Raw genomic sequence first — 22,064 nt, forward strand, 5'->3', positions numbered from 1 at the left:
TTTATGATAATAATTCAGAAGCCTCTTCAATTAATGACTGCATTAAAGTGGAGGCTTTTTTATGCTTTAAAAGTGGAGCAATCTGACCGGACCAGAAGAAAACCAGATCATTTTTCTGCTGTTCCAGGGCTGCTTTTCTTAGCGCTCCCATAAAATGGGTTTGCAAAGGAAACGGAAGGGTTTTATCAGTGGCAGCCAATAGATCTCTTGTAATTTTTGTCGTAATTCCACGGCCCAGTCTACCGGTATAGGCTCTTGTCAAAGTCGTGGATTTTGCTGAGTCGGAAAATAAAAACTCTTTATGAACCGGTAATGCTCCGGATTCTTCCGTGGCCAGAAATGCTGTCCCGATCTGCACAGCTTCAGCGCCAAGCTTAAAAGCTCCGGCAATTCCCCGTCCGTTGGCAATTCCTCCGGCAGCAATGACAGGTATTTTTACGCGATCCCTGATTAATTGAATCAAAGCAAAAGTTCCTGTTGTAGAAAGCTCTGCCTTATCCAGAAACGAAGGACGATGGCCGCCACTTTCAAAGCCGGAAGCTACAATCGCGTCAACTCCTGTTTTTTCCAGGGCAGAAGCTTCATCCAGTGTTGTTGCATTTCCTAAAACAATAGTTCCCTGGCGATGAAGGTCTTCAATGATACTTTCATTCAATAGGCCAAACATAAAGCTGAAGACTTTAGGCTTAATATCGAACACAACATCCAGCTGATTCTGAAATCTTGATTGAAAAGAAGGTGGTAGAGCAGGAATGTCAGTTTGCAAAAGATCAAAATAAGGTTTGAATGTTTCGACAGCCTGTCGATATTGCTCTTTTGTGTGCTCTTCATCAATGATGTCATGATCATTTACCCAGAGATTAAGGTTATATGGCTTATTTGTTTTTGATTGTATTTCTTTGTGGGTATTGTAGATCTCCTGAGGTGATAAAGTATACGCTCCGAATCCGCCCAAACCTCCCAAATTGCTCACTGTTGTGGTCAGTTCAACTGTAGAAATACCACCTCCGAAAGGACCTTGAAGAATAGGATATTCAATTTCCAATAATTTTGTGATTCTATTTTTATTCCACATGATTTGTTAATTTTAGTTGAAATTTGAATTAGGGATGTACGTTCGTTAATGTCTTGTTCACGATGAGCCATTCTCCGTCTATGATATTGAAAGTTATGAAATTATAGTAATTAAAATCATACATCCTTACGTTTAATTTTGCTGTTGCAATCGAATTGATAACGTCAATGGAAAGAATGACTGCTTTAAAATCTTTTCCTGATTTTTCAGGGCTTACACGGCTTCCCACTCCTTCAATATATTGCTCTGCAGTTTTGGAATAAGGAACACCATTTATATCCCCGAAAAGCAAAGCTCCTTTATAGAATACTTTTTTTAGAAGATCTGTATTTCCTTCATAAATACCTTTGAAATAATAATTTTCAATAACATTTCTTATTTCAGTTTCTGCTGTTTGGTTGGTTTTCATATCCTTTACATTTTGTGCATGGCCGTTCAACGGAAAGCTGAACAGCCATGCTATAATTAATGATAGTTTCATGATAAATGATGTCCGGCACCCATTCCTCCGTCAACATTAATGATGGCTCCGGAAATTAATTTATTTTTGGCAATAGCATGAATCATCTGAGCTACTTCTTCCGGTTCACCGATACGGTTGATGAGGTGTATTCCGGAATTATTATCAAGATCAGAACTGTGCATTGGAGTTCTGATCAGCCCGGGAGCAACAGTATTTACCCTGATGTTATCTTTTCCAAACTCGGCAGCCAGCTGTAAGGTCAATGCATGAATAGCTCCTTTACTGGAAATAGGTGCGGTAGATGGAGACTGTGCAATTGCATGATATACTAATGGAGTTCCTACATTGATAACCACGCCATTTTTTTGGCTGATCATTTGGGGAATTACAGCCTGTGTAGTGAAGAAGGTTCCTTTTAAGTTGGTACTTAGAAACCGATCCAGATAGTCTTCAGTAACCTCCAGAAAAGGTTTGTTCTCATAAATTCCTGCATTGTTGACAAGCACATCAATAGATCCGAATCTTTCAAGTGCTGTTTGTGCTAAGGCTTCCCCTGTTTGCTTTTTCGAAACATTTCCAGCAACCATGGCGAGGTTTTCTCCAGCTCCCAATTTATAATAAACTTCCTCTAATTTGGATGCAGTCTGCGAGTTTATAATTACATTGTCTCCTCTGTCTAAGAAATAGCGGGCTGTTTCCAATCCGATCCCTGAAGAAGCTCCTGTTATAATTATGGTTTGTTTTTCCATTTTCTGCTTACTTTTTTTTTGTTGAAAATCCCTGTTCCTTTAACACTGAAACCTGCTCTCCGGCATATCCCCAATTATCATCTTCAATCTCATTGATCATGATATGAGTTAAATGAGGATCTTTATTTAAAACAGTAGTTACTGCTTCACTGATTTTTCTGATTAATTGCTGTTTTGTTTCGCGGTTAAGATCTTCGCGAAGTACATCTATTTTAATGAATGGCATGATGGTGAATTTTTTAAATTAATAGGCGTCTGCAACAAGATGGATATTTAAGTCAAAATTGTTGTAGATCAAAGTGTCTCCAAGATTGGTGAAGAAATTGGAAGATCTGAATTTGATATTGAATTTCGTTCTGTCGACCACGATTTTGGTATCCAAAACCGCTGCACGCTCTGTTGCTACAATATGGAAGCTGGTGTCGAAAGGCTGGGTAATACCTTTTATGGTAAGATCTCCTTTTACATAATATAAGTCCTGGCCGCCAGGTTCAGCATGAGTGATTTCAAAAAAGGCTTCGGGAAAATGCTCGGCATTGAAAAAGTCATCCGAAGTAAGGTGGCTGGCAAACTGTGCATTGGTTTCAGGATCTTCAATATCAAGGATTTTGATAGTGCGGGTATCAATGGTAAATTTTCCTGATAAAGATTTTCCATCTTCGAATCTGAAGTTACCGTCCTTTATACCAATGGTTCCATTGTGGGCTCCGGTTACTTTTCTTCCGATCCAGTCGATAGTACTGTTTTCAGTATTGACTTTAAAACTTTTTGTGTCCATTTTTTATTGGTTTTAAATGATGAGACAAAGTTCAGCCGATCAAAAAAAATAATTACGTGATGTACCTCACAAAATGGAGTAAAGGGGGAAATGGTTTTACAATACCATAGATTATTGATGAAGCCTGCTCAGGGTTTCTCTGGTCACTCCCAGATACGAAGCAATCAGATGTTTGGGAACCAGATTGTATAATTGAGGATACATCGCCAAAAGTTCTTCATACCGGAATTTGGCATCGTTATTCATAAAAGATAACAGCCGTTTCTGGGCAGCTACATATCCTTTGTTGGTTCTCCATCTGAAAAAATGTTCAACCTCATGGATCTCATTGCAGATTTTTTCCCGGTCTTCGTTGGAAATGGATAAGATTGTTGCATTGGTGATACAATCAACATGAATGGTTGCTCTTGTTTTATTGTAAAGAGCATCAAAATCTGTTACCCACCAGGTAGGCATGGCAAACTGAAGAATAAACATTTTCATGCTGTCGTTAAGATAAAATGCCTTCAGACAGCCTTCCAGAACGAAATACTCATGATTCACGAAATCACCTTCCGCAATCAGGCTTTGTCCTTTCTTTAAAGTAACCAGGTTAAAGTGTTCAAAAACATAATCAAACTGCTCTTCGGTAAGAGAAGTGAATTTTGAGATATGATCCTTTAATAGTTCTTTAGAATTGACCATGATATGTAATGAATATTCAAAAGTAAGTCTTTTCAGAACAATTTTAATTTAAAAATGATCAATATTCAACAGCAGAATTTCCTGATGATTACCTTCTGATGCTTAATTTTATTTTTCTTATATTTAAACGAACGGCAAAAAAAGTTTTAACAAAACAGAATTTTTAACGACATATTAAAAAAATCTAAAAAGCTATGGGTATTTATTTAGCGCCCGTTATTTTCTTCGGGCTTATCATTTTATTCGCTTCGTTCTTTGTGGTTAAGCAGGAAACAGCAGCTATTGTCGAACGGTTTGGGAAATTCAAGGCTGTAAAACATTCAGGACTTCACCTTAAGCTGCCAATTATAGATCAGATTGCGAAAAGACTGAACCTTAGAATTCAGCAGCTCGATGTCATGATTGATACCAAAACATTGGACAATGTTTTTATCAAAATGAAAATTTCTGTTCAGTATCAGGTGATCAGAAGTCAAGTGGGAGATGCTTATTATCGTTTGGAAAATCCTGAAAATCAAATTACTTCATTTGTTTTTGATGTGGTAAGAGCAGAAGTTCCAAAGTTAAAGCTGGATGATGTTTTCGTAAGGAAAGATGATGTGGCGATTGCGGTGAAAAGTGAGCTTCAGGAGGCAATGAACAGTTACGGATATGATATTATCAAAGCTTTAGTAACAGATATCGATCCGGATGAACAGGTAAAACATGCCATGAACAGGATCAATGCTGCAGAAAGAGAAAAAACAGCTGCGGAATATGAGTCTGAAGCACAAAGAATCAGAATTGTAGCTGTAGCGAAGGCTGAAGCTGAATCTAAAAAATTACAAGGACAAGGGATTGCGGACCAAAGACGAGAAATTGCAAAAGGACTTGAAGAATCTGTAAGAATGCTGAATAATGTAGATATCAATTCCCATGAAGCATCTGCACTTATCGTTGTAACGCAACATTATGATACTTTACATTCCGTAGGGGCAAGCAATAGAAGCAACCTTGTTCTTCTTCCCAATTCGCCTACAGCGGCTAGTGGAATGCTGAATGATCTTGTAGTTGCAATGACTACTGCCAATACGGTAGGAGAGGCTACAAAAGGGAAATATCCCGATCCGCCTCAAAAAGAATCAGGATTTTAAAACAAGGATAAAGGAAATGGATATTGAAAAGAGTAGTCACTTGCTGACTTTCTTTGATTGTCCAAAAAATAACTTCGGATTTCATCTTCCTGTTGTTAATAATAAAAAAACGCTTCTGAAATTTTCAGAAGCGTTTTTTTATTATTTTTTCGTTTTAGAAACCTGTTCTATCAATGTATATTTTATAGAAGAAGCATCTGCCGGAGGGTTAGCGATCTTTTCTGTTTTTACTTTTAAAACATATTCATAACCCGGCTCATAGGTGAACCCTTCGATTTTACTGTAGAAATTGGTCCAGTTTTCAGAAGCGTTTTCTTTAACCTGCATACATTTCATACGTCCGGCTCCTGCTGAACAGTCTACTGTTTCTGATCCTATAATAAGTGTTTTTTCGTTGGCTGCCATAGCTTCTTTTTTCGTTTTGGAAACTTGTTTTACCAGTGTATATTTTATAGAAGAAGCATCTGCCGGAGGGTTAGCTATTTTTTCTGTTTTTACTTTTAAAACATATTCATAACCCGGCTCATAAGTAAATCCTTCAATATTGCTGTAAAAATTAGTCCAGTTTCCGGAAGCGTTTTCTTTTACCTGCAGACATTTCATAGGAGCTACACCTGTACAATCTGCGGTTTGAGGTCCTACAATGAAGGTTTTTTCATCACCTGCGGATACTCCTGCTGTGGTTGTACATTGCGTCATTGCGAATAATGCTAATGCGGGCGCTGCCCCTTTTAGAATTGTTGCTATACTTTTCATAAACTTGATTTTTCCCCATACCTCGCAATTACCATGCCGAAGTTGGATTTCCATAATTTGTCGTACTTCTGCTATTGCTTTTTAGTTTTTTAATTGTTTAATTTGAACTTCTTAATCATTCTAACCCAAACACATAATTATAAAAAATATGGATAATCAAATTCAAGTTGAAAATTACAGGATTCAAGAACCTGAAATGTGGGCAGGAAAAATCGGGGATCAGGAAATAAAAGACCGAATCAAAGACTCCGAATTTGCCAGAAAACAGACCGACGAAGGCAGAGATTACTGCTACTTTTTAGACAAGAAATATTATACAAGCAATACAGAAAACAGCGAATATGTTTGCATGGCTTATACTTTGAATGAGCCTGGTAACCTGGAAAGAGCTTCAGTATCGGATGTTATTGTAGAGGAAAATGAAGTCTATCAGATCCACAGGATCAGTGTTTTGAGAGATGGTGTATTGATCGATAAGATCCCTGATACTAAAATTAAAGTTCTTGATAGTGAAAACCAGAGCAGCGGAGGTGTTTTAAGCAGTAATAAAAAGATCAATATTACGATCAAAGATCTCAGGTTATATGATGTATTAATTTTAGAAGATTCCAGAATTAAAGAATTTACAGACCGCGACTTTCTGAGAAAGGAATTCTCAAAGTATGTTTGGGTAAGTCCGGATAATTATTGGGCGTACGGCAGCTTTAAATTTACATTTATTAACGACCGTGAACAGACTATTGCTTATAAAAAGACTTTTTTCAGAGATGATCTTGGAAATGTTCTGGAACCGGAAATCAATCATTTAAAAAAAGGGGAACGCTTTGTAATCGAAGAGGAGAACTATATCAATCCCGTGGATTCCGGGCGTGAGATCTTTCCGTATGTTGATTTCGCAACAGAAAGCAATTGGAAAGATCTTTCCAATTATATTGTTCCTATTTATGAAGATATTTTCAGTAAATCATCTTTAAAAGATTTTGCTCCCAACCTCATTGAAAAGTTGGATGCTATTGCGGATCAGGGAGAAAAGCTGCAGTTTGCCATAGAATATGTTCAGAATCATATTTATTATATCTTCAATGCGGATGAGATGAATGGGCACAAACCACAGGAGCCTGCTGTAACCTATGAGAATAAGCAGGGAGACTGTAAGGCAAAATCGGTTCTGTTAAAAGTAATTCTGGATTATATTGATGTAGATGCATCAGTCGTATTGGTGAATTTCAATACGGATTATTATATCAAATATTATCTTCCGTCACTGTTAAGCTTTAATCATGTGGTGGTAAAAATCAACTATAAAGGAGAAGAATATTTTGTGGATGCAACGGTTCGTGATGAGTTTGGATTGATTGAAAACAGAAGCTTTATGTACTTCATGCATTATCTGGAAGTGAAAAAAGACCAGGAACTGCAGGTAAGAAAATCTTTTAAATTCCCATATTATTGTATTGATGAGAAAGTAGATTTCAGTGTACAAGGGAACAGCGGAAAGCTTAGATTGAACACAACTTATAAAGGCAGCAGGGCTAATGCAATGAGAAGGTATTTTAAAAGTACTAATAAAAGAGAGATTATAGACAGCTGGAACAGTTTCCTTTTTTATGGTTTAAATTATTCCAATGACAGAAATGGAACCGATGTGAGAGATGTCTTCAAAGATGCGGTTATTGATATCGTAAGTGATGATAAAAGACTCAATGAAGTGAAAATTCAATATACGGCAACAGTTGAAAATCCTTACTATGTGGATCCGCAGAAAAACCGTTTTCTGATGTACTTTGACCGTAACGTAGTAAAGGGGAGTGCCAGAGATTTTATGCATAAAGATTTACCATTCTGGCATAATTTCGATAGTGAGAAATATGAGATCAATCTGTATACGGATCAGAAAATCGACAGCGAGGAAAAGTATACGGTCCAGGAAAGTACTATTTCCAATCCTTATTTTGATTATAAAAGCCGTAAAAAAGTAACGAAAAATGGAGCAACCGTTTATATTGAATATCATCCTTTGATCAATCTTGAAATTCCACAAAGTGAGTTTGAAGAATTCAGAACGGCTCACCATACTGTGGCAGATAGTAATTTCGGGCTGGGGATTGACATTATAGAACCGGGATTGATGAACAGACTGAAGTTCAGCTTTAAGAAAAAGTTTAAATAGAAACTGAAATTAAGGCTTAATGTTTAAACTTTTTATCCTGTATTATTTTAAAGAATCATTTAATGTATGAATTATGTAACGGTAATCTATCTCCTCAATATTCTGCTGTATGCCATGTACTTCTTTGGAAGAACCGGTGGAGAAACAGATGTTTCTGCAGCAGACTTTTTTGTTTCCGGAATTTTATCTCTTTTGCTGATCTTTGCAGGATATCTTAATGCCAGGAAAAAAATGATTTACAGAACCGTTCTTTGGATGTTTTTTGTAAATGTGTTATTATTCATCTGTTCGGGGGTATTTGATCAGTTCGGAAGTCATTTCAATATCCTTTCCACAGGAAATAGTGACAGCTTTTGGTTTACGCTGGTACTTATTGCTTATAACGGATATCTTTTCCCTTTCACTGTCATTCTTGAAGGTTCAGGGTTGGCGTTGATATTCCCGGTGATATTGTCTTTTGTTCTGCCTTCATTAGGATATCTGATAGGGAAGAAGCTTCATCAGAACAAACAAAATTCCACTGATTGGTAATCATTGCGAATCGAAGATGAAGCAATCTCAAATAGAGACAAAACATAAAATAAGAAATAGAAGTTTTTAGAAAATATAAGTCACAAGGATTTTATGTTCGATAAAATTGTACACTGTATATTCTTAACGCTTGAAGATTTTGTAAATTAAGATTAACTCCTGTGCCTTTGCGCTTCACAGTACTCAATATTTTTGAATAAAAAGAGGGAGAAAACCCTAAGGCTGTTCCTGATTTTGAGGCTGATTATTGGATGTGAAAAATTTCTGTTTCCCAATCAATAATTCGAAGAACAGTCTGAAATCTGAAATTAAAGACCAGATAGGATACTTAAAAGTTGCAGGTTTATTTCTTTCAATAACAGCATGGCTAAACCAGGCAAATCCGTATCCGAAAATCGGAATATACCATAAAAACCGTTCTTTCCCGGAGCTGATGACATATCCTATAACAAAGAATACAAGCAGTGTTCCGATAAAATGGAAAATACGTGTTCCGGTTTTACTGTGTTCAGTAAGATAAAACTGATAAAACTCTCTGTATGTTTTGATTCTTTCAGCCATGGCAGTGTTAGTTTGTTGTTTCTGATAGAGTTACAGCAATAATTCTGCCGATTTTATCTGATGGTAAAAAAGAAAAAAGGCAAAATCGCAAATCAGTCTCTCCATTAGGTTTAACTTTTTTGCCATTTTGCCTTTTCGCAGCTTGCTAATTATTATTTAGCTATTCTTTAGCTCTTTCCCGAGTTTGCTGTTCTTATATCCGTAGCAGAAATAAATAACCATTCCGATCAGGAACCATAGCCCGAACCAGAACCAGTTTTCATGGCTCATTCCCGTAAGAAGGTATAAACATGAGCTTAAACCAACCAGCGGAATTAATGAAAGATTCTTTACAAAAGCAAGAATACAAAGGATCAGATTAATAATGATAAAGAAGAAAATAGAAGCTCTGAATTCTCCTTCTTTAGGATCTGCCCAATTCATCAGGTTTTGGAAAAACTCCGGCTGCCATTTATAAAAAGCAATTAAGCCTCCAATAAAAACAACTGGGAAAATAATCTTTCCATTTACATACGGAAGGTGGAATCTTCCCTTGATCTTTTCTTTAGCCGGAAGAAGAAGTACACCTGCACATACCAGTACGAAGGCGAAAATAGTTCCGATACTTGTAAAATCAAGGATGAAAGTTTTATCAGTGAATAAGATAGGAATTCCTACTACAATACCTGTAACAATAGTTGCATAAGACGGAGTCTTGTATTTTGGATGTACCTTCTGGAATCTCTGAGGCATTAATCCGTCTCGGCTCATAGCGTACCAGATTCTTGGTTGTCCCATTTGGAAAACTAACAATACTGTAGTGATGGCCACAATAGCTACAAAAGAAACGACTAGTTCCATCCAGGCTACGTTGGCGTTCGTTTTTTCAAATATAAAAGAAAGTGGATCTCCTACACCATCAAACTTTTTATAATCCACCATTCCGGTTAATACCAATGTCAGGGCGATATAGATTACTGTACATAATACAAGAGATATGATCATCCCTTTCGGAAGAGTTTTCTGCGGATCTTTTGTTTCCTCAGAAAGTACACTTAAAGCATCAAATCCGATGTACGCAAAGAATACCCCGGATACCGCACTCATTACTCCTGCAAAACCATTAGGCATGAAAGAAGGAGTTCCCGTTACGGGGCTGATAGGTGTCCAGTTGTCTTGGGTTACATAGGCAGAACCCACAAGAATTACCAGTATGATTACTGCAAGTTTTAAGATAACCAGAGAGTTATTGAAGTTTTTACTTTCCTTGACACCTACATAACAAAGCCATGTAATTAATCCATTGATAACCAAAGCGGGAATATCTACAATGAATTTTAAGCTTCCGATTAATGGAGCGCTATTCCACGCATTTAATAATTCTTTATTTTCCGAACCATATTGGAATGCTTTTCGGGCTTCCGTATAGCTGCAGGTCAGATAATCAGGAATATGCATCCCAAGTCTTCCCAGGAAACTGGTGAAATAATCTGACCAGGAAAAAGCTACATAAATATTTCCGAAAGAGTACTCCATAATAAGCGCCCAGCCGATAACCCAGGCTATAAGTTCTCCAAAACTGGCATAAGCATAAGTATACGCAGATCCGGCGGTGGGAATTCTGCTGGCAAATTCAGCATAACATAAAGCAGTAAAGCCACAGGCAAAACCACAAATCAAATATAGAAGGATAACACCGGGGCCACCTCTGAAAACGGCTTCTCCCAAACTGCTGAAACTCCCAGCTCCAATAATGGCCGCAATACCAAAAAATACGATGTCCCACACACCTAAGACTCTTAAAAGTCCTGTTGAAGTATCTGTATCCGAATAGATTTTTCTTCTAAAAAGTTGACTCATTCAATAACTATATTTGATTTGAAAAAAAGCAAATGTAATGATTTTTTATTTTGATGTTAACAGTTGTTAAGAACATTTGGGTGAAAATGCTCAAACAAAAAACTTTAATCCCTATAAACAGGGATTTCCACATAGCTGTCATTGTACCATTTTATCTCCAGAGGTTCTCCGGAATCCTTTATCGTTTCATCACTTACATTTTTCCCTGTTCCATAATTAACTTGCCAGTTTTTATTTTTATTAACCCCTACCAATAATACCAGCTTGCTTCCTTTTTCAATTTTTTTACTCATAAATAATGAATTTTTGATCGGGATCTGTTCTTTTTTGCCAGGCTTAAGAAGATGACGTTTAGAATTGTCTTTTGCATAACTGGCCCTTGTAAGATGCGTAGACAGTAAAAATGTCTTCCCATCCGGCTGCACCTGATATAATAAGGTATTGGAATCAAAATCTTTCTTATTAATGGAAACGTTGAATATTCCGGATAAATTCCCGCTTACTATAATATCTCTGTCCAGAATTTCACTTTCAAAATAAACAGAATTTGTTACATGAACACTGTCCTGTTTACTTACCGGATGATAAAGATATTTTATATTTCTGTCTTTAAAATCAATGGTTTGTTTAGTAAATTGCTCACTTGTGGGTTTCTCAAAAACTGAAGAACCGCTTTTAGGATCCTTAAGATAAAACTTAAGAGTTGAAGAGTGCATTTTATCCAGACCAGAAACATGTTTCCATGTATTACTGCTCATGATCTGAAAATTGACTTTATCTTTTAGGAGTTCCGGTTTTTTACCATTTTTCAGAATATAATCAAACCATGAAAAGGCAAGTTCATCAATACTTATTCTTGCTATGGGATCTATCAGGATATTTCCAGAACCATAGACGTAATTGTACCCATAACTTTGAGCTCCTGCATGATCATAAGGCCCTATCACTAAATAATGGTTAGGGTTTTTGTTGTATTTGTGATGCTGTTTATAATAATACAATGCTCCAATCTGATCAGCATCATAATAGCCCGTAGTTGTTAGAACAGGAATATTTATTTTATCAAATTCCTTTTTATAAGGAACCATTTTCTGCCAGTATTTATCATAGCCAGGATGATCCAGCCATCTTTGGAAAATCTTATTTGGCTTCCCGCTTATGGAATCGAGAGCTCTGAATGATTTGCCACTTTTGTACCATTCTGTTTTGATAGAATCCCATTTTGGATAATTCGTGAAGTTCGCTTCATCGGTCAGCTTATTATTGGTGACATAGCGGATCCACTGCATCATATAGCTCATGAATACATTGTTTTGAGCAGGATAATCTATCCCGATTCCCACCGATACCTGAGGCACAATCGTTTTCAAAGCCGGATGTAGTTTTTTAACAGCTGCCCATTGGCTAAATCCTAAGTAGCTTCCGCCTATCATTCCTACTTTACCATTGCTCCATGGTTGTTTGCTTACCCAGTCTATTACCTCATAAAGGTCCTGTGCTTCATCTTCAAACGGATTATTGGGGTCATTACTGTCTCTTTTTCCTCGGGTGTTAACCACAGCTCCTACATAATTATAAACTGCTGCTCTTTTCCCCATCCCTGCATCTACGAATTCTCCGGCATAAATATTATTGGTAAGAATAACAGGAAGGGGAGATGTGTTTTCTTTTTTTCGTACAATAGTAATAGTAAGTGTTGTTCCGTTTTTTAAGGTAAGGTTCTTGGTTTCAATGATGAATTTTTCCTGCTCCTTTACTTTGAAAAGCTGCATAATCTGAGGCTTGATACTAGAATAGGTCTTATAATTGACATAATCTTTACATAAAGCCAGAGCGGAAGCATAATCTATACTATCCTTATCTTTTTGTTTGGCAAGTGCAGCTTTCAGAGATTTTTTATATTCCTTTACATCACCATCCAGAGTAGTTCCTATTCTGGCAGTAAGCGGATCAGGTAAACTTTCATACTTTGAATTGAAGGCAGCTTGAAGGGCATTGGAAAAAGAAGTTTTTTTATCTTTTTCGATCAGTTTGGCCATGCTGTAGATTTCATAAGCAAGAGATTTGTTCCCTGCCATATTATGATCTGCATATTCTTTGCGGTAATCGGCTAAGCTTGCAATAGAATTTTTGTAATCTTTTGCAGCGAGCTGTAAACGAAATAGATTGTCTAAAAATGTGACTATGTGTTTTGGTTTATTTTTAGGAGACTGATGTTCAGTAATCACCTTTAGAGCAAGTTCGGGAATTTGTTTTTCCAGAATTACAGAATCTGTTGTCGCGGTTTTCGGAAAGTAAAATTTCTGAGCCTGCATTAGATTTACAAAAATTAATGCTAAAAGTATATTAAATTTCATTAAGGGTATGTTTTGAGCTGCTGTTAACAAAGTATCACATCAAGATATTTTTGATTACTCAGCTGGTTACGTTTTTAGGCGCGTAAATTAAGAATTTTTTATCTTTAAAAAATGAAATGATTTTATTGGAGTTTTATTATGTGAAGTCTGCTGAAAATCACTTAAACAAAAGGTTTTAATCTTTATAAACGGGTATTTCCACGTAGCTGTCATTGTACCATTTTATCTCCAGAGGTTCCTTGGCATCTTTAATAGTTTCATCACTTACATCTTTACCGGTTCCGTAATTGATCTGCCAGTTGGGACTTTTATTTACTCCTACCAGTAAAAGCAGTTTGCTTCCCTTTTCAATTTTTTTACTCATAACATATGAATTGTTAATAGGAATTTGTTCCATTGTATTGGGTTGAAGAAGCGCACGTACTTCATTGTTTTTAGCATAGCTGGCTCTTACAATATGGGTAGATAATAAAGATGATTTCCCATCCGGCTGAATCTGATACAGGTAAGTATCCGTGTCAAAATCTTTTTTATTGATGGAAACATTGAATACTCCTGACAAGTTTCCGCTTATGATTATATCCTTATCAAGGACTTCACTTTCAAAGGCAATAGAATTGGTGGTTTTTATGCTGTCCTTTTTACCGGCCTTATAATAGGTGTCTTTCTGATTTCTGTTTTTAAAATCTACGATTTGTTTTGTGAAATTCTGGGTTTCAGGTTTATTAAATACTGATGAAGTGTTTTTTTTGTCCTGAAGATAAAATTTCAAGGTTGAGGTATGCATTTTATCAAGATCTGAAACATGTTTCCAGGTATTGGTATTCATCACCTGAAAGTTGATTCTGTCTTTTAAAATTTCCGGTTTGCTGCCATCTTTAAGAATATAATCAAACCATGAAAATGCAAGGTCATCAATACTTATTCTGGCTACAGGATCAATAGGATTTCCATTCACATAAGTAAATCCGAAACTTTGTGCTCCTCCATGATTATAAGGACCTATAACCAAATAGTGGTTTGCATTTTTGTTATATTTATAATGTTCCTTGAAATAGTACAATGCACCTATCTGATCATCATCGTAATATCCTGTTGTTGTAAGGATAGGAATATTAATTTTAGAAAAATCTTCTTTGTAAGGAACCATTTTCTGCCAATATTGATCATATCCCGGATGATCCAGCCATCGCTGGAATATTTTGCTGGGTTTTCCACTTATTGCATCCAAAGATCTGAAGGATTTACCGCTTTTATACCATTTTGTATTAATATCATTCCATTTTACGGCGTTTGCAAAGTCGGTTTCATCAGTAAATTTATTGTTGGTTACATACTGGATCCACTGGAGCATATAACTCATGAAGATATTATTCTGAGCAGGATAGTCAATTCCTATTCCTACAGCAACCTGTGGTACAATTGTTTTTAATGCCGGGTGAAGTTTTTTTACTGCGGCCCACTGGCTGAATCCCAGATAACTTCCACCTATCATTCCTACCTTTCCGTTGCACCAAGGCTGTTTGCTTACCCAGTCTATCACTTCATAGATATCTTCTGATTCATGCTCAAAGGGATTGTTTATATCATTGCTGTTTCTCTTGCCACGGGTATTCACAACAACTCCAACATAATTATAAGTAGCGGCTCTTTTTCCAAAGAATTCATCGAATGGACCGGCATAAATATTATTGGTAAGAATAACCGGAAGCGGAGATGTGTTTTCTTTTTTTCTGACAATAGTAACCGTTAAAGTATTTCCGTTTTTTATAGCGAGATCCCGGGTTTCTACAATGAATTTCTCTTTGTCCTTTGCAGCTAACAGCTGCATTACCTGAGGTTTGATGCTGGAATACACTTTATAGTTCAGATAACTTTTGCATAAAGCCAGGGCCGTCCTGTAATCAATACTGTCTTTACCTTTCTGTTTGTCCAGTATGGCTTTCAATTGTTTTTTAGACTCTTTTACATCTCCATCAAGAGTAAGCCCCAGGCGGGGAATAAGTTTTTCAGGAAGACTTTCGTATTTTTGATTAAATACTTTCCGAAGAGCATCAGGAAAAGAACTGTTGTCTTCTTTTTGAGCCAGTTTGGCCATGCTGTATAGTTCAAGACCAATCAATCTGTATCCGCCCATATTGTTATCTGCAAAAAGGTTACGGTTTTCGGAAAGACTTCCTATCGATTTCTGGTAATCCTGGGCCAACATTTGTAAGCGGAAAAGATTGTCCAGAAGGTCAATGTTATTTTCTGGTTTATACTTCGCACACTGAAGTTGGGGGATTACCTGTAATGCAAGTCCCGGTATCTGTTTTTCCAGAATAATAGAGTCGGTAACAGCTGTTTTCGGAAAATATAATTTCTGTGCCTGCACCAGGTTTACAAAAATTAATGCTAAAAGTATCTTAAATTTCATGTAATGATATGTTAATGGTATGTTTTTCGCTGCTGTTGAAAAAGTATTTGATCAAAATATATTTTAGTTAAATGCTATGATTGTTTAAAGTTTATAAGGCTAAAGTAAGAATTTTTATCATGAAATAGTGAAATGCTTTCATTATTGTGAAATTGATTATTAATGATTATTAAATCTGTTAAAACTTGCTTAAACAATAAGTTTTTAATATTTTCGTTAACTTATGTAGACTAATTTTCTTATATCAAGAAGAATGAAATCAAAAAAAATACTTTTAGCGGCTGCGGTCATCTATTTCGGAATCTCCGAAGCTCAACAGTCTCAATATTTTACACAGAAAGAAAATTATAGATTTAATCTAGCTGAAAATCTTTACCAGACAAAAATATACAATGCTTCTCAATACGAATATGCAAGACAATACTTCTATAATCAGAATTTGTCACGTTCAAAAAAGGAAGCTGCGCAGTTTTTTGACAACGTAATTGGGGTAATTCTTCAAAAAAACCATGCTGAGGAAGGATTAACTGCCTTTATGAAAGAATACCCGAATTCTGCTTATTTTGCTCAGGCTAACCTGCCTTTAGCAGATTATTATCTGGCAAAAAAAGATTTTGACAAAGCTTTGGAGACTTTGAAAAAAGTAAATCAGTATCAGCTTTCAAAAGAAGAGAATACCCAGTATATTCTGAAATTGGGATATGCCAAATTCATGACCGGTGATTCAAAAGGAGCAACGGATGCATTGGAGGAAGCTTATAAGTCTGCAGATCAGTCTCAAAAAGGAGATATTGCTTACATGCTGGGGCATTTATATTACAGCAACAGACAGAATGATAAAGCGTTTCAGTATTTTGATTCTATAAAAGATCAGGATAAGTTCTCAAAACTGGTACGTCCTTATTATGTACAGATGTATTATAATGATAAGAACTATGATCAGGCCATTTCTGAAGGAACAGCTCTGCTGAACGAAAATATTTCAGACTCTTATAAAGCTGAGGTTCACAAGATCATCGGGGAAAGTTACTTTATGAAGAATGATTATACCTCTGCTTATCCCCATTTGAAAGATTATTTGCGTGTACAGCAGAATCCGTCTGAAAATGATTTGTATGAAATGGGATTTGTGGCGGCTCAGCTTAAAAAATATGATGAAGCGGTTTCATATTACAATCAGCTTCTGAACAGCAATTCCGCGTTGGCGCAAAATGCTTATTACCAATTAGGAAATGCTTATCTGGCGGTAGATAAAAAGCAGGAAGCCCTTTCCGCATTCCGTTCTTCTTATCAAATGGATTATGATGCGAAAGTGAAAAAACTGGCTCATGAACAATATGCCAAATTAAGTTACGATATCGGTAACCCGTTTGAAAGTCCTTCTGCGGTTATTCAAAGTTATATTAACGAAAACCAGAATGCAGGCAATGCTTCAGAAATGAGATCACTGCTTGTGAAATCTTATCTGTATTCCGGAAACTACAAGGAAACCCTGAACGCAATTGACAGATTACAGAGCTCTACTCCCGATATTAATAAAGTAGACCAGGAGGTTTCTTATTTATTAGGAACAGAAGAATTTAACAAAGGAAATTATGACGAGGCTGAAAAATATTTCTTAAGAAGCCTTGGATTTAATATCAATAAAGAATTTAACAGCAGAGCTTTATACTGGCTGGCACAGGTATATTATCAGAAAGGAAATTATCCGTCTGCTATTGTTCGTTATGAAAAGCTTCTGAACGAAAATTTCCCGGAGAAACAACAATTGCCTTATGATCTTGGATATGCTTATTTTAAATCCAAGAAATTTGATCAGGCAGCTGCTTATTTCAAACAATATCTGACGAATCCGAAGCCTGAATTTAAAAATGATGCCGAACTTCGTCTGGCAGATATCCACTATGCAAATAATGATCTGAATGAAGCGATTGCTATTTACGATAAAAACGAAGATGCCACAGATTATACCCTTTACCAGAAAGCAATGGCTTTAGGATTTAAAGGAGATACCCAGGCAAAAATCAGCAATCTTAAAAACCTTCTTTCTAAATATCCGGATTCGGAATATTATGATGATGCTCAGTATGAAATCGGAACGGCATATGCTGCTCAGGATGATTTTACCAACTCCAATGATTATTTTGGAAAAGTAATTAAAACATCCTCTGACAAAGATCTTATTGCAAATGCTTCTATTTACAGAGCACAGAATTACATCGATCAGAACCAGAATGATAAAGCACTTTCTGAACTTCAATCTTTAAGTGAGCAGTATAAGAATACAGCTTATGCACAGAAAATTGTTCAGGCAGCAAAACCTATTTTCACGAAAAACGGAGATGTTTCAGGATATGAAGCTTTTGCCAGAAATGCAGGTGTGAATGTAGATACTGCTGAAATTGATGAAATCAACCTATCTACCGGAAAACAATACTTCTCTAAGAAAGATTATAAGAATGCAATTTCTTATTATGAAAAGTATCTGACACAGAACCCAACAGGTGAAGGATTATATCAGGCGAAGTATGAATTGGGAGAAAGTTATTACCAAACTAATAATTCAACAAAAGCTTTACTTGTGCTTCAGGAAGTCGCTGGAATTCAGAATGATTACCAGGATGATGCACAAACTCGTTTAGCTCAGATCTTTATTGCACAAGGGAATACTGCAGAAGCTAAAAAATACCTTGAAGGTATTAAGAACTCTTCCAATATTGGCATTAAGAATTATGCAAATGTGGAACTGATGAAGTTGTATGCTGAAGAAAAGAATTTCTCTGAAGCTGAAAAACTGGCCAATGCTGTTATTGCCAATTCCAAGAACTCTGCTGCAGTTATTGAGACTGCAAAAGTGATTAAAGCGAGAAGCCTGATGAACTCCGGAAAAGATAAAGATGCTCAGGCTGCGTATGCTTCTCTTGAGAAATCATCCAATACATCGGTAGCTGCAGAAGCTTTATATGCAAAAGCGTACTATCAGAATAAAGGAAAAGCCTTTAAATCTTCGAATGAGTCAGTCTTTAAGCTTGCCAATAACTATGCATCAGAAGAATTCTGGGGAGCAAAAGCGTTAGTGTTGATGGCTAAAAACTATATCGGTCTGAAAGATAATTACCAGGCAAGTTATACATGTGACCAGATCATTGCTAACTATAAGGATTTCCCTGAAATCGTTGCAGAAGCTAAGGAGGTTAAAAAGCAGATTAAAAAGTAAAAATGTAGTATCCTATTCATGTAAATGCTCATTGATGCATGTATATGAATACATAAATACACCCAATAGTAATGAACAGAAAAATTCAATTATTATCCATATTATTTTTAGGGTTTTCGTCGGTGGCGTTTTCCCAGATCAAGGAGGAAAAACTGGTTCTTAATAAAAAAAGAGAACCGGAAGTGAAGAAGATCGAGAAGAAGAAGACTTCTGTGGAAACCATCAAAAATTATCCGCCGGAAGAGAAATCCCAGAACCCTGTGAAATATACCATCACAGATGTGCCGGCAGTTTCAGACTTTAAGACTTCAACCATTCAGGGGGAAGATGTAGCTCCGAAATTTGAAGGAACAGCCCAGAACAACTATTTACAGTTCGGAATGGGGAATTACGGAAAGATTTTGGTAGATGGGAATATTTCCAAAACTCTTCAAAACAAATTCGAAGTAGGAGCGGATGTTCATTTGCTTTCCACCAGTGGTCTTAAAAAAGATTATGACTGGAAATCGGGGCAAACCGGAGCTACTATCGGGGCTTTCTTAAATTCTTACGGAGAAAAAGGGAAGTTCAATATCAATGCTGAATATGGATTGGATAATTATAATTATTACGGAATCTATGCCTTTCAGCCAACCGGTGATCTTGATCTGAAACAAAAAGTTAATCAGTTCAAAGTAAACGGATACTATGATTTTTATTCCAATGAGATCTTGAATGATGTAAGAGTAAAATCGTCTTTCCTGAAAGATCATTTTGATGCGCAGGAAAATCAGGTCTCCATTTTGGCTAATTTCTCCAAACATGCAGTTGAATTAGGAAAATCAGGGATCAACCTTAATGCTGATTTAGGGGTAGGATTAGATGCTGTGAAGACAGATTTTGCAATCAGAGATAAAAATTCGTCCAACTTTTTCAATACGAATCTGACTCCAAAAGTAACGTTCAGAAAAGGGGAGTCTTATTTAATGCTGGGATCTTCATTCTCTTTCCTGAATGCTAAGAATTCAAGTGATGTATTGGCTCAGCAAAAAAATAACAAAACATATTGGTTCCCGCAGGCGGAATTCCAGTTTGCCGCTGCTAAAGAATTTAAATTCTACGGTGGGGTAGACGGAGGTCTTAAACTGAATACATATGGAGATATGTTGCAGGTAAATCCATTTGTCCTTTCCGACCAGTTTTTAAAGCCAACAGAAACAAAATATCATTTTTATGCAGGATTGAGAGGGGATATTGATGAAACCTTCAAATATGACTTCTCTGCAGGTTACGGAAAGATGAGGGATATTATGTTCTTTAAGGCTAATGACCTTTTTGATTATACTTCAGTGAACCGTTCCGCTTATAATTTTGCCAATACTTTCTCTGCCGTTTATGATGATGGTACTGTAAGTGATATCAAAGGAAGTGTGCAGTATTTCCCACTTGAAAATCTTGTTTTAGATGGAGAATTGAGGTTTACAAAGTACAATCTGAAAAATTTCGACAATATTTATAACGTTCCTTTATTCAATGCAAGCATTGGTGCAAAATATACGATGCTTGATAAAAAGCTATTGCTGGGATTCAAAGGGATCTTTGCAAGTGACAGAACTACAAACTCTTATATGATCGAAGGTGCAGGCGCTCCTAACGTAATTTTCCAGTCTACGGAGAATACCAATGATAAAGTTGGAGGATATGCTGATTTAAATCTTTCCGCAGAGTATAAAATTCACAAAAATTTCAGTATTTTCGCACTCGGAAATAATCTTCTAAGCTCAAAATACCAGACGTACAAAGGATACAAAGTCTTAGGTGCACAGATTTTGGGAGGTGTGAAAATTACTTTCTAAGTTATCAATACGTAATGAATGATAAGTAATCCTGGTATTACTCATTACTTATCATTCATTATTTATGAATACGGCTGCATAGTTTAATGGATAGAACTTCGGATTTCGGCTCCGACAGTGAGGGTTCGAATCCTTCTGCGGTCACTAATCGCCCCTTTTTTAGGGGCTTTTTTATTTATATACCCCAGATATAATACCCCCAGGATATAAAGAAAGCAAAAATGTATCTCATTCTGCCTCGCCAGCTTTCTATTTATTCTCCAACCATTTTTTGTAGTATTCAACTCTCTTTTTTTAGCAGCTTCTTTACAGTTTGGTGCATCTAGTATTTCTTTACAAAGTTTTATTTTCTCTTCATCGGAGAGAAGATTTAACAATGCTTTAGCGGCAATATAATTTGGATTGATCATAACAAAAAATAAATTCAGTAAAGATATATCCAAACCCTGTTAAAGATTTACTGAATATCTCTAATGAAGGTTTGGTTCCTATCAGCTCTATCAAATTCTTCCATGTTTTCCATGGAGTAGATATACTAAAACATCAATAAAATCAAGCAAACAACACAACCAGTCCAAATCCACAACAAAGCACCGATAACCCTATTTGAGTATCTTGTTCTTAAATAGTATGCATTCGTTGAAAAGTCCTTTCATATATCTAAGTATATTTTTGTTGCTTGGTTTTTTATTGTGGAAGCCTGTAACAATTATTTTATTATGTTAAATCTCTTATTGAGGAATAGTTGCTATATTAGGAGCCTAAACTAAAATTAAACCAATGAAAAATTTCAAAAAAATTTCTAGAGAGCAATTAAAGCAAGTAAATGGTGGAGGAATAGGAAATTGCAAACCTCAATACAAGTGGGTTTGTGAAGCTACCGGAATTTGTGGACCAGAATCAGATGCAGCTTGTAATTGTTATTGCGTTCCAATTGTTTAAGATATAGTCCCTCATATTGAGGGATTTTTTTGTGGGTTTAAGTAATTAAAAATCAAAAGACAATTGAATAGAAGTATTCAGACTTTGACAAAGTATATGATCTACAAATACGTTATCAGTACAGCAGTGACTGCACTCAAAAATAAAAGTAAATTTTCTCTTTTCAATCCCAGTTTAAATTTTGTGATGATAAGATTCGTAATAATAATCACACTATTCCTTTAGTAATGTTCAGGTTCCTGCAATGATTACTTGAAACATTATGTATTTCTTTCCATTACTAAAAAATGGATTTAATCTTTATACTTTTTCTTTTCAATATGTTCAGCTAGTAGAAGTAGCTGTTTGTTTATTGCATCCGCATTTTCCTTTTTCGTAATAATGATACCGGGTTGGTCTACATGGATGCTTTCAATTTAAAGCCTCAATATCCAAAAAAATGGAGTTGATGGTGAACCGTGGATTATGACCCAACGCCAAACCAATTCAGATACGAATGTTCTTTTATTGCCGAAAGTATCTATTGTTTTTCTATTTTAATTAGTATTAGCTGCTACA

General features: G+C 36.0%; 17 protein-coding genes and 1 tRNA gene. 7 read left to right on the forward strand and 11 right to left on the reverse strand.

What is annotated here, in order from left to right:
- Nucleotide 1: 1 nt before the first annotated feature.
- From F3J23_RS04795 to F3J23_RS04820, 6 genes are all read right to left on the reverse strand, one after another.
- Entirely contained in the window at nucleotides 2–1,075 is a 1,074-nt protein-coding gene (locus F3J23_RS04795; RefSeq protein WP_167024971.1) for an NAD(P)H-dependent flavin oxidoreductase, read from the reverse strand.
- A gap of 28 nt (nucleotides 1,076–1,103) precedes the next feature.
- A complete protein-coding gene (locus F3J23_RS04800) occupies nucleotides 1,104–1,556 on the reverse strand; it encodes a nuclear transport factor 2 family protein (RefSeq protein ID WP_167024974.1) in 453 nt (150 codons plus the stop codon).
- Complete coding sequence (locus F3J23_RS04805) at nucleotides 1,553–2,287, reverse strand: SDR family NAD(P)-dependent oxidoreductase (protein ID WP_167024978.1); 735 nt, start codon at nucleotides 2,285–2,287, stop codon at nucleotides 1,553–1,555. Before F3J23_RS04805 ends, F3J23_RS04800 begins: the two co-directional genes overlap by 4 nt.
- 7 nt (nucleotides 2,288–2,294) lie before the next feature.
- Nucleotides 2,295–2,513 carry a tautomerase family protein gene (locus tag F3J23_RS04810; protein ID WP_167024981.1) on the reverse strand — a complete coding sequence of 73 codons (219 nt, stop codon included), beginning with the start codon at nucleotides 2,511–2,513 and terminating at the stop codon, nucleotides 2,295–2,297.
- An 18-nt stretch (nucleotides 2,514–2,531) separates the two neighbouring features.
- On the reverse strand, nucleotides 2,532–3,065 hold the full coding sequence (locus F3J23_RS04815; RefSeq protein ID WP_167024984.1) for a YceI family protein: 534 nt from the start codon (nucleotides 3,063–3,065) through the stop codon (nucleotides 2,532–2,534).
- A 111-nt stretch (nucleotides 3,066–3,176) separates the two neighbouring features.
- Nucleotides 3,177–3,749, reverse strand: coding sequence for a Crp/Fnr family transcriptional regulator (locus tag F3J23_RS04820; RefSeq protein ID WP_167024987.1), 573 nt, complete (start codon nucleotides 3,747–3,749; stop codon nucleotides 3,177–3,179).
- A 194-nt stretch (nucleotides 3,750–3,943) separates the two neighbouring features.
- Here F3J23_RS04820 and F3J23_RS04825 point away from each other — a divergent pair, with 194 nt between their 5' ends.
- The gene (locus F3J23_RS04825; protein WP_167024990.1) at nucleotides 3,944–4,882 is read left to right on the forward strand and encodes an SPFH domain-containing protein; all 939 of its coding nucleotides are present in this window, start codon (nucleotides 3,944–3,946) and stop codon (nucleotides 4,880–4,882) included.
- 141 nt (nucleotides 4,883–5,023) lie between these two features.
- Here F3J23_RS04825 and F3J23_RS21600 read toward each other — a convergent pair whose 3' ends face one another.
- Nucleotides 5,024–5,638 carry a DUF4377 domain-containing protein gene (locus F3J23_RS21600; RefSeq protein WP_228455267.1) on the reverse strand — a complete coding sequence of 205 codons (615 nt, stop codon included), beginning with the start codon at nucleotides 5,636–5,638 and terminating at the stop codon, nucleotides 5,024–5,026.
- A 148-nt stretch (nucleotides 5,639–5,786) separates the two neighbouring features.
- Here F3J23_RS21600 and F3J23_RS04840 point away from each other — a divergent pair, with 148 nt between their 5' ends.
- Nucleotides 5,787–7,808 (forward strand): hypothetical protein, encoded by a 2,022-nt coding sequence (locus tag F3J23_RS04840; RefSeq protein WP_167024993.1) that lies wholly within the window; start codon nucleotides 5,787–5,789, stop codon nucleotides 7,806–7,808.
- Between the two features lie 66 nt (nucleotides 7,809–7,874).
- The gene (locus F3J23_RS04845; protein ID WP_167024996.1) at nucleotides 7,875–8,339 is read left to right on the forward strand and encodes a hypothetical protein; all 465 of its coding nucleotides are present in this window, start codon (nucleotides 7,875–7,877) and stop codon (nucleotides 8,337–8,339) included.
- 216 nt (nucleotides 8,340–8,555) lie between these two features.
- On the opposite strand, the gene F3J23_RS04850 is transcribed toward F3J23_RS04845, so the two are convergent.
- The 4 genes from F3J23_RS04850 to F3J23_RS04865 all read right to left on the reverse strand — a co-directional run bounded on the left by F3J23_RS04850 (nucleotide 8,556) and on the right by F3J23_RS04865 (nucleotide 15,512).
- Entirely contained in the window at nucleotides 8,556–8,900 is a 345-nt protein-coding gene (locus F3J23_RS04850) for a DUF962 domain-containing protein (protein WP_167024999.1), read from the reverse strand.
- A gap of 156 nt (nucleotides 8,901–9,056) precedes the next feature.
- Nucleotides 9,057–10,739 carry an APC family permease gene (locus F3J23_RS04855; protein ID WP_167025002.1) on the reverse strand — a complete coding sequence of 561 codons (1,683 nt, stop codon included), beginning with the start codon at nucleotides 10,737–10,739 and terminating at the stop codon, nucleotides 9,057–9,059.
- A gap of 104 nt (nucleotides 10,740–10,843) precedes the next feature.
- Nucleotides 10,844–13,096 carry a CocE/NonD family hydrolase gene (locus F3J23_RS04860; RefSeq protein ID WP_167025005.1) on the reverse strand — a complete coding sequence of 751 codons (2,253 nt, stop codon included), beginning with the start codon at nucleotides 13,094–13,096 and terminating at the stop codon, nucleotides 10,844–10,846.
- Nucleotides 13,097–13,271: 175 nt separating this feature from the next.
- A complete protein-coding gene (locus F3J23_RS04865; RefSeq protein WP_185156428.1) occupies nucleotides 13,272–15,512 on the reverse strand; it encodes a CocE/NonD family hydrolase in 2,241 nt (746 codons plus the stop codon).
- 253 nt (nucleotides 15,513–15,765) lie between these two features.
- Here F3J23_RS04865 and F3J23_RS04870 point away from each other — a divergent pair, with 253 nt between their 5' ends.
- The 4 genes from F3J23_RS04870 (at nucleotide 15,766) to F3J23_RS04885 (ending at nucleotide 21,506) form a co-directional block, all read left to right on the forward strand.
- The gene (locus tag F3J23_RS04870; RefSeq protein WP_167025008.1) at nucleotides 15,766–18,729 is read left to right on the forward strand and encodes a tetratricopeptide repeat protein; all 2,964 of its coding nucleotides are present in this window, start codon (nucleotides 15,766–15,768) and stop codon (nucleotides 18,727–18,729) included.
- 71 nt (nucleotides 18,730–18,800) lie between these two features.
- On the forward strand, nucleotides 18,801–20,564 hold the full coding sequence (locus F3J23_RS04875; RefSeq protein WP_167025011.1) for a TonB-dependent receptor: 1,764 nt from the start codon (nucleotides 18,801–18,803) through the stop codon (nucleotides 20,562–20,564).
- Between the two features lie 72 nt (nucleotides 20,565–20,636).
- A tRNA-Arg gene (locus F3J23_RS04880) sits at nucleotides 20,637–20,708 on the forward strand.
- A 636-nt stretch (nucleotides 20,709–21,344) separates the two neighbouring features.
- Nucleotides 21,345–21,506: a bacteriocin-like protein gene (locus F3J23_RS04885; RefSeq protein WP_167025014.1), complete on the forward strand. Its 162-nt coding sequence runs from the start codon at nucleotides 21,345–21,347 to the stop codon at nucleotides 21,504–21,506.
- Nucleotides 21,507–22,064: the final 558 nt, after the last annotated feature.

The organism is Chryseobacterium sp. Tr-659 (assembly GCF_011752975.1).
In the GTDB taxonomy this organism is placed as follows: Bacteria; Bacteroidota; Bacteroidia; order Flavobacteriales; family Weeksellaceae; genus Chryseobacterium.